The sequence below is a fragment of the Chryseobacterium edaphi genome, from assembly GCF_025628985.1.
In the GTDB taxonomy this organism is placed as follows: Bacteria; Bacteroidota; Bacteroidia; order Flavobacteriales; family Weeksellaceae; genus Chryseobacterium; species Chryseobacterium edaphi.
Genome location: NZ_JAOTEM010000003.1, coordinates 34,266 through 48,950 on the forward strand (window position 1 = coordinate 34,266; position 14,685 = coordinate 48,950).

Genomic DNA, 14,685 nt, shown 5'->3' on the forward strand with positions numbered 1-14,685 from the left:
TCATGCATTGTATAAATGAAAAAACTTCCTTTCGGAAGTTTTTTTCTATGATTTAACGTACATTGCTTTTTTGATTTCCTCTTTTACTTTTTCAAGTTTCGGGAACCAATCTGCAAATAATGCTGCTGAATAAGGCGCAGGAGCATCAGGAGTCGTAATTCTCTTAATTGGAGCATCTAAATAATCAAATGCTTTTTGCTGTACCATATAAGTAATTTCTGAAGATACAGAACCAAACGGCCAAGCTTCTTCTAAAATTACCAATCTGTTTGTTTTCTTTACTGAAGCTAATACCGTATCGAAATCTAAAGGCCGAACTGTTCTTAAGTCGATTACCTCAACAGAAATACCTTCTTTAGCCATATCTTCAGCTGCCTGAATCGCTAATTTCATGATTTTTCCGAAAGAAACCAAAGTTACATCTGTACCTTCTTTTTTTATTTCTGCTTTTCCTATTGGTAAGTAATATTCTTCTTCAGGAATTTCCATTTTGTCTCCGTACATCTGTTCAGATTCCATGAAAATTACCGGATCGTTATCCTGAATTGCAGTTTTTAATAATCCTTTCGCATCATAAGGGTTTGAAGGAACCACTACTTTAAGACCAGGAATATTTGCATACCAGTTTTCAAAAGCCTGAGAGTGCGTTGCTCCCAACTGACCTGCAGAAGCTGTAGGACCACGGAAAACAATCGGACAGTTCCACTGACCACCACTCATCTGACGGATTTTTGCTGCGTTGTTGATGATCTGATCGATCCCAACAAGGGCAAAGTTGAACGTCATATATTCTACAATTGGTCTGTTACCATTCATTGCAGCACCCACAGCGATCCCTGTAAAACCAAGTTCAGCAATAGGTGTATCGATTACACGTTTAGCACCAAACTCATCCAACATTCCTTTTGAAGCTTTGTAAGCACCGTTGTATTCTGCTACCTCTTCTCCCATTAGAAAAATGGATTCGTCTTTACGCATTTCCTCGCTCATTGCCTGCGCAATCACTTCACGAAAAGTATATTCTGCCATATTTATTTGAAAAATTTAGAGTACAAAAATAGTAATTATTTATTATTTACGTCACAAAAAAGACAACTCATTGAAGAAACGCTTTCATAAATCTTCGTGATTTTAAGATTTTTTTAATTCTTGATAATTGTTTTTGAGATTAACCAAAATTTTACCATAGGTATTTTTATAAATCCAATACAAGAAAAAGATAGCCATAATCAATGCAATTGCAAAAACAACATAATTAATTAATTCAGGAGTTAAGGAATCAGGATTGGTTGCATTAAAAGTCCCGTTTCTTTTTCCATCTTGATAACCTGCCATAAAATCCTGTGTATTGTGTTTAAAATTAACAATATTATTAACAACAATTACTAAAATTGAAATTAACGCATAGCCCAAGACCATTTTTCTTAAATTTAAAATATTGCTCATCAACGAAATAGAATTTTGACTCACTTTTATTTTTTTGAATGAATAAATAATGAAAATAAAAAACACAGTAAATAATCCTATTCTTAAATAAGGAAACTCACTGTCAATATAACCAATTATAAACCATAAAATCACTTCTATCAAGCCAATTATAAGTAAAGTTTTGGTAACTGAAATAGATTTCTCTTTAATCATTGAATATATTTCTGTTGCAGAGTAATTTTTAAATTCATTTTTGTTTTTATTCCAATCTTCTTTTAAAAGTTCTAATTCATCCATCTTATTCTGCGTTTATTTTTGATTTCAAATTATTTTTAGCTCTATTCATCTTTACTCTTGCATTTCCTTCGGTAATCCCCAAAATATCACCGATTTCTTTAAAAGATTTGTTGTCAAGGTACATCATAATTAATGCTTTTTCAATATCAGATAACCTATAGATGTGCTGATACATTTCTTTGAGTTTATGTTCATCATCTTCGTAAGATTCTTCTTTTATTTTTAGAGACGAAAAACTAATATCAACTTGTTGTAACTGATATTTTTTAGATTTCTTAGATAATGTCATTGCTGTATTTAAAGCCACCTGATACATCCAGGTAGAAAATTTAGATTCTCGTCTGAAACCCGAATAAGATTTCCACAGCTGTATCGTAATTTCCTGAAAAAGATCCTCGTGATCTTCAGAATTATTTGTATAAATTCTACATATTTTATGTACAATTCTTTGATTTTCTTTAAAAACATCAATAAATTTTTTCTCCAAATCTGAACTCATACTTTATATGTATACAATTTTATTTTTCGTTACAGATAATTACATAAAAAAAGACAACTCATTGCTGAGCTGCCCTATAATTTAATATTATTTTTAACTGATTAGTTGACTTTCTGCCAAACCTGAGTTCTTCCTAAAAGAGAAACTCCCATATAACCTCTTACATTCAGTTTATCTCCGGTTCTTGTAATGGTACATTTGTAAGTTTTACCTGTTTTAGGATCTGTAATTGTTCCGTCTGTAAATTCATCACCATCTTTTTCAAGACCTCTGATGATTTCCATTCCTAAGATTGGTTTATTTTTACGGTCGTCTTTACATCCTACACAATTCGGATTTGCCGGTTTGATCAATAACTGAGAAACTTTACCGTAATACTTACCGTCAGATTTTTTCCAGATTTCAACGATAGATTTCGCCTGCTTTGTTTCGTCATCAATTGTTTTCCATTTTCCTTCAATTTGTGCAAATGACATTACACTGAATAAAGAAAGTACGAATGTTGCTAATAATTTTTTCATTATAATTTAGTTTAATTTTATTAATAGATCACAAATTTGTTCAATAGTTAAAAATAGAAATAAATTTTAAACATGCAAACATTTTTATTATCCTTTGCATATATAGTAACAGATTTATGAAATTTTTAAATTAAATAATATTACCTAATTGAGTTTTCTATTGATCACCCTGTTCATATAATCCTGATACCAAGCTTTTGCAATGAGTTTCCCTTTTTCAGTTTCAGGAGAATTTATTTTACCGTTTAAATTATTTTCAAATCCCAAATCATTCTTATCATAAATCCCTGTAATTTCTTTTCCGTCAAAACGATACATATAATTCCCAATAATGAACTGTTCTGAAGAACCATCTGAATTAACTATCAAAGGTGAATACTTCTTATCACTCAACAAACTTCTTCCCCAGCTTCTTATTTTCTTGTTGTACCCGATCAAATCTGCCAATGTAGGATAAATATCAATCTGCTGTGCAACTTCATTATTAATTCCTTTCAAATTAAATTTCGGATTTGGAGAATAGAAAATCAACGGAACAGCAAATCGGTTCATTGCTTTTTCATATTCAGAATAATAAATCTGGTTGGGATGATCTCCTGTGAAAACGAAAATCGTATTATTGTACCAAGGTTGCTTCTTAGCCGTTTCAAAATATTTTTTGATCGAATAATCGGTATATTCCATCGGTTCGTGCATTTCAACTTTCCCCTTCTTAAATTTTCCGTTATATTTTTCAGGAATTTTAAAAGGATGGTGAGACGATGCAGTAAAAACCGTGGCCATAAAAGGTTGTGTTTTCCCAACGTTTTTAGCGAAATACTGCAAAAACGGTTCGTCCCATATTGCCCACATTCCGTCGAAATCTTCATTGTGATTGTATTCGTCTTTACCGAAATAATGTTTAAACCCAAGAATATTTCCAAAACCTAAAAATCCCATCGAACCATTCGGCGCACCGTGATAAAACGACGTGTCGTAACCCATTTCATTACAAACCGAAACAATTGACTGAATTTTCTGATTGGAATATGGCGAACTTGTAAAAGCATCCGTCAAACTCGGAATTCCCGCCAAAATACTGCTCATCCCGTGAATCGACTGTCTTCCGTTGGCAAAAGTATTCGGGAAAATCAAGCTTTCATTTGCCAAACTGTCGATGAAAGGAGTATAAGAAACGTAATCTTTGATATTTTTATCTTTATTAAACGCTCCGGAATATTCTCTTCCGAAAGATTCTACAATAAAAATAACTACATTTGGTTTCTCTGTAATCTGTCTGTCGTAGATTTTATAGGGTTGAATATTTTCGTCAATAAATTTCTCATCTACAAAATGAACTTCTTTAAAATTGTTGGTTCTTAATGTTCTGAAAAACGAAAAAGTACTGTTTAAAACCACATTTCCCTGAAGCGGAGTTTTCACAAATCTATTGGCATCAACCAGATTTATCGGTCTTGTACTGTGTTTGAAATCGCCACGAATTCCTCCTACGACCAAAACTGCCGTCAGACAAATGCTTAAAACAGATAATAGAAAATAAGGAAACAATTTTACAGGTTTTCTCTCAGCTATTTTTACTTTTTTATAGAGAAACACCCACAAAGCCATTAAAACCACAAACCAGAAGATTACAAAAGGATGTTCTTTGGTAGAAACCGTGAATACTTTAAAAATGTTCGTTTCGTGTTGCGCTACCTGAAAAGCCGCGGAAGTCAATCTTGTCTGAGAAAATTTATAATAGATAAAATCCCCGAAATTCATGGCATAAGCAATTCCGTTGGTGATAAAATATAGCCAGAAAAGAATTCTTTGGTAAACTTTTTTGGTATTAATGATAATCGGAATTAAACTTAAAAGAATAAACAATGCATTGACGTATAAAATGGCCGTTGTATCAAACGCAATTCCGTGATAGGCAAGGCTGAAATAATCACTAATGCTGTCAATTTTTATTAAATCTTTATTGAAAAACCAAAATAAGAATCTGACAAACTGATAAAAAACAAAAGCCAAAAAAATCCTGTAGCACAGAGCCAGGACTTCCTGTTTTCTAAATTCTTTAAAAAATTTCATTGATATCTAAATGTTTTTAAAGGTCAAATATGATCGCCGCTTGAAAAAATCTTTTGTTGAGACGATTTTCGCGATGCAAATTTACATTAAATTCATAGCATTGTAATTTTTAGTTCATATTAATTAAGGTTAAAATTTTTAAAAAATGTAATTTTGCTTTTATGAATTTCATTAAAAATAATCTGGCAAATGCCATCACACTCGGAAATTTATTTTCAGGCTGCGTCGGAGCTGTCCATCTGATTTTAGGCGATTATGAGACAACTGCAATCTGCATTATCCTTTCTCTGATTTTGGATTTTTTCGACGGATTTGTTGCAAGAGCTTTGAAAGCCAATTCCAATTTGGGAACACAGCTAGATTCTTTGGCAGATATGGTGAGTTTCGGCTTGATTCCCGGTTTAGCAATGTTTAAAATGCTTGAACCTTTTGGCAATGAGATTTTAGGAATTCATCTACCTTTTGACATCAAATATTTTGGATTTTTGATCACTCTTTTTTCATGTTTGAGATTGGCGATTTTCAATTTGGATGAAGACCAGAAATATTATTTTAAAGGGTTGAATACGCCTTCAAATACAATCTTGATTTTTGGAATTTGTTATTTATTAAATACTTACGGAGAAAAAACAGGAAATGAATCATCTGAATTATCACGTTTTATTTTTGAAAACCTACAATTATTTTTATTTGCTATAACCATCTTGAGTTCATGGCTTTTAATTTCTCCGATCAAAATGATTGCCATGAAATTCAAATCAATGAAGTTGCAGGATAATTATCCGAAATTGGCTTTGTTGATTGGTGCAATTCTTATTTTAATTATATTTAAAACAGTCGGAATTCCTTTGGTGATTCTCTATTATATTTTTATTTCACTAATCTTTCAGAAACAGTTAAAATAAAGATTCAACGTTAGTACACTCAACCTTGTCAAGGTTTTGAACCTTGACAAGGTGAAATTTAAACATAAACAACCTCATACTTTCAAATAAAAAATGAACTTAAAATTACATAAACCTCTTTGTATTTTCGATCTTGAAACAACGGGAATCAACGTTGGAAAAGACCGAATTGTTGAAATCTGTATTTTAAAAGTAAATCCGGACTCTTCAAGAGAAAGCAAAACCTGGCGTGTAAATCCTGAAATGCCAATTCCACTACAATCCAGTGAAGTACACGGAATTTATGATGAAGACGTGAAAGATGCTCCAACTTTTAAAGAAATTGCCTCTAAAGTAGTAGAAATGATTTCTGGCGCAGATTTGGGTGGGTTTAATTCTAACCGATTTGATGTTCCTTTATTGGCGGAAGAACTACTCCGTGCAGATTTTGATTTTGATTTGAGTAAATTCAAATTAGTTGATGCACAGACGATTTATCATAAAATGGAACCTCGAAATCTTGGTGCAGCATATAACTTTTATTGTGGTAAAACTTTGGAAAATGCTCATTCTGCAGAAGCTGATGTTTTGGCAACGTTTGAAGTTTTGGATGCTCAGGTTGGAAAATATGATGATGTTCCGAAAGACATCAATGCGTTGAGCGAATTTAGTTTTCATAATAAAAATGCTGATTTGGCAGGTTTTATCGGATTTAATGATAAAAATATTGAGGTTTTTAACTTCGGAAAATATAAAGGTCAAGGTGTGAAAGATGTTTTCAAAAAAGATCTTGGCTATTACGGATGGTTGCAGAATGCTGATTTTCCGTTGTATACAAAGAAAGTGTTTACCAAAATTCAGTTAGCAAGTAAATTTTAAAAAACGGTTTTTTAACCGCAAAAGAATCAAAAGATTATAATATTTTCTAAGTTTTTCAAAAGCAAGCAAAATGTATAAGCCCTATTTTTATAGCTTTTAATAATCATATTTTTCAATTGGTCTTCTGTTTATTTTTGGTAGAAAATATTTTAATTTCCTTTATGGAACAAATATTGGAGTTACAAACATTAAAAGAGAATGAGTGATTTAGTTAAGTTCAAATTTTACGAAACAGCTCTCGAAGCGAACAGAGATAAACAGATCTTAGCTGAAAACGATATTCAGAGCTTCATTGCGAACGAGCAGCTTATACAATCAGATTGGTTGCTTTCACAAGCAGTTGGCGGAATTCAATTACAGGTTTTTGAAGATGATTTTGAGAATGCCGAAAAGGTCTTAGCTGATTTTAAAGAAAATGAAAAATTTTCTCTTGAGGTTGAGCATACCATTGAAGATCCAAAGTTCGATTTTGTATGCCCGAAATGTGGTTCCAACCATATTTACCGAGATGACAGCTCAACGAGTTTTTTCGGAATTTCTTTGATTTCAAGCCATAAATTTGTTTGTTATTATTGCGAGAATGAGTTTACGCACGAGTAATTTTTTATGATTGGTAAAATAAAAAGATTAGGAAAATTCTTAGTTGTTGCTGTAATTATCGGAATCGTCTTCATCCTAGGAAAGTATTTTTTATTTTGGCATAAAGTTGAGATTGACAATCATCTGAGTAAAAAGACATTATTCAGAGATTTTAATCATCAGAAACAGCAATATATTGACGGAGGAGACAGTGAAGAAATTAAAACCAATAACTTTCGGGTAAAAATCGACAGTCTTTTAACCGAGTCTTATAATTCTAATATTAGTTATAATGGCTTTACTTTGGAAATAAAACTATCGACAGGAGATGGATTTAGCGGTGGCGGTTACAGTATAAATATTATTAATAACCGATACACAATTTCGACTGATCACTACACAGATAATCATAGACCTTTTGATTTTATGAATGAAGAATATTATAAAATCATTGACAGTAAAGTGATTCTTGATAAAGATTCTTATAAAAAAGGAGACAGCATTTTTGGATATACAAAACTAAGAGTTCAGAAAAGATATGGTCCGGAAAAATATTTCGAAGAAGGAGAAGGATATTTCAAAGGAATTGTAAATTAAATAAATAATTATGAAAATAATCTGCATAGGAAGAAATTACAGTGAACACGCAAAAGAATTGGGAAATGCAATTCCTGACAAGCCTGTAATTTTTATGAAACCGGATACGGCGGTTTTGAAAGGAAATGATTTTTATATTCCTGAATTTTCCAACGATGTACATTACGAACTTGAAGTTGTCGTGAAAATTTCTAAAGGCGGAAAATACATTCAGAAAGAAACTGCTAACAAACATTATGATGAAATCGGTTTAGGAATCGATTTTACGGCAAGAGATCTCCAAAGCGATTTGAAATCTAAAGGTTTGCCTTGGGAACTGGCAAAAGGTTTTGACGGTTCTGCTGTAGTTGGAAATTTCTCTAAAAAAGAAAATTATGACCTTGAAAATCTGCAGTTTTCACTTCTTAAAAACAAAGAAAAAGTACAGCATGGGAACACAAAAGATATGATGTTTAAAATCGACGACATCATCGCTTTTGTTTCGCAGTATTTCACACTGCGAGTTGGAGATCTGATCTTCACAGGAACTCCGGAAGGTGTAGGAAAAGTTTCCGAGAATGACATTCTGGAAGCCTATCTTGAGGAAGAAAAAGCGTTGGACATCCGAATTTTATAAGTTTTTAATAGTCGGTTTTTCTAATTTTTTCATATCTTTAAAAGACAAATTAAAATATGAAAATATGATCAACATAGTTCTGCCAGTAGATTTTGGCGATAAAACAGACCAACTTGTAGACGGAGCGATAGAATTTGCAAAGAAGGTCAACGGAAAGATCAGCCTAATCCACGTTGCACCTACAGATATAGGTTTTGCCATAGGAGATATGGGTTACCAGTATTTTCCGGAAATTGAGGAAAACGAAATCAGAGAAGAATTGGTACTTCTGAACAAAATAAATCAGAAAATTCTCTCTCACGATATCGACTGCGAACATCTTTTGAAACAAGGCATCGCTAAAGATATTATCCTGGAATATGCAGACACAAAAAATGCAGATTTCATCGTGATGGGATCACACGGAAGAAGCGGAATTTATGATGTCTTCGTGGGAAGTTTAACGAAAGGAATTACCAAGAATTCTAAAATTCCTGTTGTGGTGCTTCCAATTCATGATAATATTTAAAATAATATAAAAAAGACCGATCAAATAAATTTTGACCGGTCTTTTTACTATATAACCAATTAATTAACCTTCTTTTTTGTAGATCGTAGGATCGTAATAAGGGTGTTTACCCTCAGTCGGAGAATAATATTCTTTGTCTTTGTCTCCTCCAAGTGTTACCACCAAGACATAGCACCAATATGTAAATAGTACGCAACAAACGAAGAATAAAATCCAGTTGAGTACGTTTCCAAAGGTTGTGAAAAAACCAAAAGACCATTTGAAAACATCACTTAAGAATAGAAAGAAAGACGTCATTATTTTCCTTTTTTAAATTAACTTTGCACAAATTTATAAAAAATGTTTAGATTACTTTCAAAAGAAAGCAATATTTTTTCAATTCCTGTTTATATTGGTTTTCTTCTTTTAGTAGTTATTGTCATCAACAGCCTGAATTTCAATACATATGAAGCGATAATTGCTATCGTAACATTTCTGGGAATTTCACTTGGTTATTTCTGTTTTAACACAATTGCGCTGAATTATCAAACGCACCTGCCATTATTTCTCTACACATTTTTTGTTTTAGGGCTTTATCCCGGTAAATTGGATATCGGAATTGCCGTGGCATTGCTTACCAATTCTTTCCTTTTGCTCCTTCTTACAAGTACCGATGAAGATCTCAGGAAAAAATCTTACGTTTTGGTAGGAGCGATTTTAGCTTTAAATTTTATTTTCCTGCCTACAACATGGCCGATGATTTTCTTTGTACTGATTCACCTGATTGTAACTTCAGAAAGAATCGGGCTTAATATTTTCAGATTTGTTTTAGGAATATCTTTGATTGGGCTAAGTTATTTTTCTCTGATGTTTTTCATGAGATTCAACGACTGGAATATTGATTATCTGCCATTCGGAAAAATGAGATTTATTACAGATTACAAAGAGCTTTTACCTCTGATTCCGATCGTACTGATGTTGGTTTATGCAATCTATGACCATTTTAAACATTATAATAAAAAAAGTCCTGTGAGCAGGTACAAATATACTTTCCTTCTTGTTTTCTCGTTTGCACAGGTAGTGAGTATTGTCATGTATATGAATACCAATTATGAATATTTGCTGCTTTTGGCATTTCCTGCAACAATTATTCTGAGCAGAATGCTGAGATTTTTACCGAAGTACTGGATGCAGGAAGTCAGTCTCTGGTTGATTATTGCGAGTCTGATTGGTTTTAAAGCGGGTACTCATTTCAATTTATTTTAAAAAAAAGATTATGATTCAAATAGACGATAAATTAATTTCTGAAGATATTTTCTCTAAAGAATTTGTTTGCAACCTTACCAAATGTAAAGGTGCATGTTGTGTAGAAGGTGATGTCGGTGCTCCCTTGGATAAAGATGAGCTGGTAATTTTAGATAATATTTACGATAAGATTAAGCCTTACCTTACTGCAGACGGAATTAAAGCTTTGGAAGAACAGGGAACTTGGACGACCGATCCGATGGACGGAATGTACGTAACTCCCATGATTGAAGACGCAGAATGTGCCTACGTAACTTTTGACGAGCGCGGAATTACAAAATGCGGTATCGAAAAAGCTTATGAAGATGGTGCTATCGACTGGCAAAAACCGATCTCTTGTCACTTATATCCGATAAGAGTTACAGAATATTCTTCTTTCTCAGCTTTAAACTATCATGAATGGCCAATTTGTAACGATGCCTGTACATTGGGCAAAGAACTTCAGGTTCCGGTATATAAGTTCCTGAAGACGCCTTTAACACGTAAGTACGGAGAAGATTTCTACACTACTTTGAGCGAAGTTGCGGAAGAGTGGAAGAAGGAGTATGGAAGTTGATGTGTTGGAGAGAAACAGAGTGAGAGAATTGGAGGGTTTGAGTTTGAAATCTGAGAACAATTTATAAAACAAAACCACCGCAGAAAAATTTCTGCGGTGGTTTTTATTTAATCGACTAAGATTATTGAATTATTTTACTACAGTTGCTTTCACTGTCGCACTTTCAGCTTTTTTTGGTGCGCTTTCCCAACCGTCTTCCGGCATAAGAGTGGCAACAATTCTGTTTTTATTCAGATATTTTTTAGCAACATCTTGAAGATCTTTCACAGTCAGAGCTTTTACTTTTTCCTGATAGTTTAAGATTTCGTATTTATCGCTACCATCAAGCTGGTTTTTAGCCAATCCGTTCATCCAATAATTATTGTCTTTCATATTGGTTTTATCATCATTGTACTCTCCTTCCTTATACTTATCAAGATCTTTTTGATCCGGACCTTTATCGATAATCTTCTGAAGTTCTGCAATGGCACTTTTGGTCAGTTTATCTGCATTTTCAGGTCCACAAGGGAAACTGATGCTGAATGAGTAGCTGTTGTAAGGAACTTTACCCATATAACCTCTTGCTCCACCACCGTAGATTCCGCTCTCATCTTCTCTTAGTTTTTCAATTACTTTGATAGTTGCAACTTCACCTAAAGCTTCTAAAGCCAGTGCTTCTTTCTCGTTGTAAGGAGCTTCTCCTGCATAAACGATCTGCACCATACTCTTTGGATCTTTTCCTTTTTTATAAACTTTGGTAAAGTCACCATACATCTGTCTGTATCCTGTATCTTTATACTTCGCTTCTTTTCCTGTCGATGGAAGACTGCCGATATATTGCAAAACTTCATTTTTAAATTTAGCTTCATCAATATTTCCTACAAAATAGAAGTGGAAATTTCCTGCATTCGCAAATTTCTCTTTATAAATATCGTAAGCTTTTTTATAATCAGTTGCAGCCCAATCTTTTTCTAAAGGAATATAACCGATGAATCTTGGGTTTTTCTGATTCAAAAATTTAGCGTGTTCACTTGAAAAATAGAACTGAGGATTAGAAAGCATATTGTCAAGCATTGCAGACTGTTTTGTTTTGTATGCATTAAATGCTTCCGGACTGTAATTTAATCCTGTGAAATAGGCATAGATCATTTCCATCGCAGTACCAAGATCTTTCTGATTGGTTCTACCATTGATCCCCTCAGTTAATCCACCGATAAAAGGATTTACACTTGCTTGTTTTCCTGCCAGATAATTGGTAAGATCAGCCTTTGAAAAACCATTTACTCCAGCTTCAGACAGAGCCTGATAAGCAAACTGAGTTTTGTTGTATTCCGCATCCGGAATGATTGAATTACCTCCTAAGCTTCTTGCTGTGAAAACAATCTCATCATCTTTGAAATCGGTCTTTTTGAAGGTAACTTTTGCACCGTTTGCTAAAGTCCATGTTGTGGTACCTAATTTAGCATCAGTTTCAGTTTTAGCAATTTTACCTTCAGATTTGAAAGGTTTAACCAAATTTTTAATTGCTGCTTTTTCTTCGTAAGGTTTAAGATCAGCCATTTTTACATTATCGAAAGTCTTTAAAACCATCGCTTCTGTAGGCATTGTCACATTGTCTTTTTTAGGTCCTGTAAGTACAATGACACGGCTGTCTTCTTTCACCATTTTTTTAATCACCTCATTAGTTTGAGCCAATGTTACAGATGGTAAAAATTTCTTCGTATCTTCATATTCCCATGCAATTCCAGGCATTGGTTCTTTCTCCAGGAAGTTTCTTACGTACTCATCTACCAACATATCGCTTTCTGTCTTGTCACGGTTGTTGTAAGATCTTTCCATATTAGACATAATCTGAGCTTTAGCTCTGTCTAATTCACTTTGAGTAAAACCAAATCTTTTAGCTCTTTCTGTTTCTTCTAAAAGTACATTCAAAGCGCTCAACTGATTTCCTTCTTTTACCATTGCAAATCCCTGGAAAGCTTCTTTCGTTCTTGCATATGTTCCACCATGATAAACAGATCCGAAAGTGAATGGCGGATTATTTGAATTTACCAATTCTCTTAATCTGTTGTTTAACATCGTCGTTGCAATATTTTCAATCAAGCTTTGATTATATTGCTCTACCGTAACATCAGGAGTGTAAGCATCAGAATCTTTCATGATAAACTGAACCATAGAACTCGTCGCGTCCGGATCAGTTTCTATAGCCACAAGAGTTTCCTGGTGATTGGGTAAATCAAAAGATTTTCTTTCTCTTTGCTTAGATGGGTTTTTATATTTGCTGAAATTATCTTTAATTTTTTTCTCAACCTCATCTACATTGATATCTCCCACCACTACAATCGCCATCAAATCTGGTCTATACCAATCTTTGTGGAATTGTCTGATCACATCCGGTTTGAAGTTTTCCAGCACTTCTTTCTTACCAATCGGAAGTCTGTCTGCATATTGAGATTTATACAAAAGTTTAGGTAAGTATTTATCAGACATTCTTTTGTCGGCACCCAATCCTAATCTTAATTCTTCAAGAACAACGCCTCTTTCTTTGTTGATCTGCTCATCAGTAAGTGTTGCGTTAAACGCCCAGTCTTCCATTACTTTAAGACCTGCATCCAGATTACCCGGCTTGTCTAATGGTACAGGAAGCATATAAACCGTTTCGTCAAAGCTTGTGTAAGCATTCAAGTGTTGCCCGAATTTCACTCCGATTGATTGTAGAAAATCTACCAACTTGTTGTCAGGGAAATTTTTGGTTCCGTTGAAGTTCATGTGCTCCATAAAGTGAGCAAGACCTCTTTGGTTTTCGTCTTCAAGGATAGATCCTGCGTTGATCGCTAAACGGAAATCTACCTTCTTTTCAGGTAATGTGTTTTTTTTGATGTAGTACTTCATACCATTCGGAAGAGTACCTGTTTTTACAGAAGCATCCATCGGGATATTCTGTGCGAATCCATTAGCAGAAGCCATAAAGACAACACCTAATGACAATAGAATTTTTTTCATACAGTTAGCATTTAAATTTTGCGGTATAAAAATATACATTATTCACAATTACAAGAAATTTAAATGCTCAAATTTTAGTTAAATTACAGTTAAAATTTACACTAAATTGTACATAATACTAAAAAAGCCGGAATAAATCCGGCCTATTTAACATAATATATTTGTTTTACTTAAAATCTGCATCGCTTACACCCGAATTCAGGGTAACTTTATTTGTTTTGATGGTTACTTTTTGTCCGCCACCTTCAGCTTCAATCAATTCCGGGAATTTGATTCCGTCAACTGTAATATAGCTTCTCATAATGGCATCACCTTGTGCAGTTCCTGCTTTGTAAAGCAATCCTGTAGCAGCGTCAAAGTAGAATTTCCCTTTATCTGATGACAATACGTTGTAATCTTTACCATCAATTTTCTCTACAGTAACTGTCTGGAATTTTGAAGCATCATACCCTAAAGCATCAATCGTTTTGCTGTTTTTCAAATCTTCAATCTGACTTGCAGGAATATCAGTTTTATTACCCATCTGATTCATATATCCTTTTTCACCGTCGAAAACCTGAGTCATCTCCTGCCCCATCACAGATTGCACAGATTTGAACTTATTTCCCATCTTTTTCGTTGTAGAATTGATCTCCATTCCTTGAGCGGTGATGGTGTTCTCAATAACTGTAGATTTTACAGCTTCCAATTTTGCCTTACCTCCTAAAGCTGTAAGATAGTTATCAACCACCTGTTTTGGAGTAATTTGAGATGTAGAAGTTGCAGTTTTCACAGTAGCTGTAGATGTTTTTTGTGCCATTGCAGGTGTTGCAAAAACCACTGCACAGAAAAACAGAAGAATTATCTTTTTCATATGTATAATATTTATTTTAAAGCTGTAAATATAAGGATATTGAATGATATGAGATTATTTCAATTTAAATAAAATATTGTCATCTAAAAAACAAAACCCACCGATTTGGTGGGTTTTAATTTTATATAA

At 33.5% G+C, this 14,685-nt stretch carries 16 protein-coding genes; 8 read left to right on the top strand and 8 right to left on the bottom strand.

All coding sequences use genetic code 11. The features are described from left to right. Positions 1-45: 45 nt before the first annotated feature. The 5 genes from NZ698_RS12445 to NZ698_RS12465 all read right to left on the bottom strand — a co-directional run bounded on the left by NZ698_RS12445 (position 46) and on the right by NZ698_RS12465 (position 4,818). Positions 46-1,029, bottom strand: a complete 984-nt coding sequence (locus NZ698_RS12445; RefSeq protein WP_263003458.1) for a pyruvate dehydrogenase complex E1 component subunit beta — start codon at positions 1,027-1,029, stop codon at positions 46-48. 102 nt (positions 1,030-1,131) lie between these two features. After that, positions 1,132-1,725 (bottom strand): DUF8845 family protein, encoded by a 594-nt coding sequence (locus NZ698_RS12450; RefSeq protein ID WP_263003459.1) that lies wholly within the window; start codon positions 1,723-1,725, stop codon positions 1,132-1,134. A 1-nt stretch (position 1,726) separates the two neighbouring features. Continuing rightward, positions 1,727-2,224 (bottom strand): RNA polymerase sigma factor, encoded by a 498-nt coding sequence (locus tag NZ698_RS12455; protein ID WP_263003460.1) that lies wholly within the window; start codon positions 2,222-2,224, stop codon positions 1,727-1,729. Between the two features lie 101 nt (positions 2,225-2,325). Then, positions 2,326-2,745 (bottom strand): DUF2147 domain-containing protein, encoded by a 420-nt coding sequence (locus tag NZ698_RS12460; RefSeq protein WP_263003461.1) that lies wholly within the window; start codon positions 2,743-2,745, stop codon positions 2,326-2,328. A 144-nt stretch (positions 2,746-2,889) separates the two neighbouring features. Next, positions 2,890-4,818 carry an LTA synthase family protein gene (locus NZ698_RS12465; protein ID WP_263003462.1) on the bottom strand — a complete coding sequence of 643 codons (1,929 nt, stop codon included), beginning with the start codon at positions 4,816-4,818 and terminating at the stop codon, positions 2,890-2,892. A gap of 161 nt (positions 4,819-4,979) precedes the next feature. Between NZ698_RS12465 and NZ698_RS12470 the strand changes: the two genes are divergently transcribed. The 6 genes from NZ698_RS12470 (at position 4,980) to NZ698_RS12495 (ending at position 8,881) form a co-directional block, all read left to right on the top strand. Next, entirely contained in the window at positions 4,980-5,723 is a 744-nt protein-coding gene (locus NZ698_RS12470) for a CDP-alcohol phosphatidyltransferase family protein (RefSeq protein ID WP_263003463.1), read from the top strand. Positions 5,724-5,816: 93 nt separating this feature from the next. Continuing rightward, a complete protein-coding gene (locus NZ698_RS12475; protein ID WP_263003464.1) occupies positions 5,817-6,581 on the top strand; it encodes a 3'-5' exonuclease in 765 nt (254 codons plus the stop codon). 198 nt (positions 6,582-6,779) lie between these two features. Further along, entirely contained in the window at positions 6,780-7,181 is a 402-nt protein-coding gene (locus NZ698_RS12480) for a putative signal transducing protein (protein ID WP_263003465.1), read from the top strand. Between the two features lie 6 nt (positions 7,182-7,187). After that, on the top strand, positions 7,188-7,757 hold the full coding sequence (locus tag NZ698_RS12485; protein ID WP_263003466.1) for a hypothetical protein: 570 nt from the start codon (positions 7,188-7,190) through the stop codon (positions 7,755-7,757). A 10-nt stretch (positions 7,758-7,767) separates the two neighbouring features. Next, positions 7,768-8,373 carry a fumarylacetoacetate hydrolase family protein gene (locus NZ698_RS12490; protein ID WP_263003467.1) on the top strand — a complete coding sequence of 202 codons (606 nt, stop codon included), beginning with the start codon at positions 7,768-7,770 and terminating at the stop codon, positions 8,371-8,373. Between the two features lie 64 nt (positions 8,374-8,437). Beyond that, positions 8,438-8,881 carry a universal stress protein gene (locus NZ698_RS12495; protein ID WP_263003468.1) on the top strand — a complete coding sequence of 148 codons (444 nt, stop codon included), beginning with the start codon at positions 8,438-8,440 and terminating at the stop codon, positions 8,879-8,881. A 63-nt stretch (positions 8,882-8,944) separates the two neighbouring features. Here the strand turns inward: NZ698_RS12495 and NZ698_RS12500 are convergent, their stop codons facing one another. After that, a complete protein-coding gene (locus NZ698_RS12500) occupies positions 8,945-9,178 on the bottom strand; it encodes a DUF6341 family protein (protein ID WP_263003469.1) in 234 nt (77 codons plus the stop codon). 42 nt (positions 9,179-9,220) lie between these two features. On the opposite strand from NZ698_RS12500, the gene NZ698_RS12505 reads away from it, so the two are divergent. Together NZ698_RS12505 and NZ698_RS12510 are read left to right on the top strand one after the other, a co-directional pair. After that, complete coding sequence (locus tag NZ698_RS12505; RefSeq protein ID WP_263003470.1) at positions 9,221-10,126, top strand: DUF6427 family protein; 906 nt, start codon at positions 9,221-9,223, stop codon at positions 10,124-10,126. 10 nt (positions 10,127-10,136) lie between these two features. Then, positions 10,137-10,721, top strand: a complete 585-nt coding sequence (locus tag NZ698_RS12510) for a DUF3109 family protein (RefSeq protein ID WP_263003471.1) — start codon at positions 10,137-10,139, stop codon at positions 10,719-10,721. A 129-nt stretch (positions 10,722-10,850) separates the two neighbouring features. Here the strand turns inward: NZ698_RS12510 and NZ698_RS12515 are convergent, their stop codons facing one another. Together NZ698_RS12515 and NZ698_RS12520 are read right to left on the bottom strand one after the other, a co-directional pair. Then, entirely contained in the window at positions 10,851-13,703 is a 2,853-nt protein-coding gene (locus NZ698_RS12515; RefSeq protein ID WP_263003473.1) for a M16 family metallopeptidase, read from the bottom strand. A 166-nt stretch (positions 13,704-13,869) separates the two neighbouring features. Continuing rightward, positions 13,870-14,556 (bottom strand): hypothetical protein, encoded by a 687-nt coding sequence (locus tag NZ698_RS12520; protein WP_263003474.1) that lies wholly within the window; start codon positions 14,554-14,556, stop codon positions 13,870-13,872. Positions 14,557-14,685 lie beyond the last annotated feature (129 nt).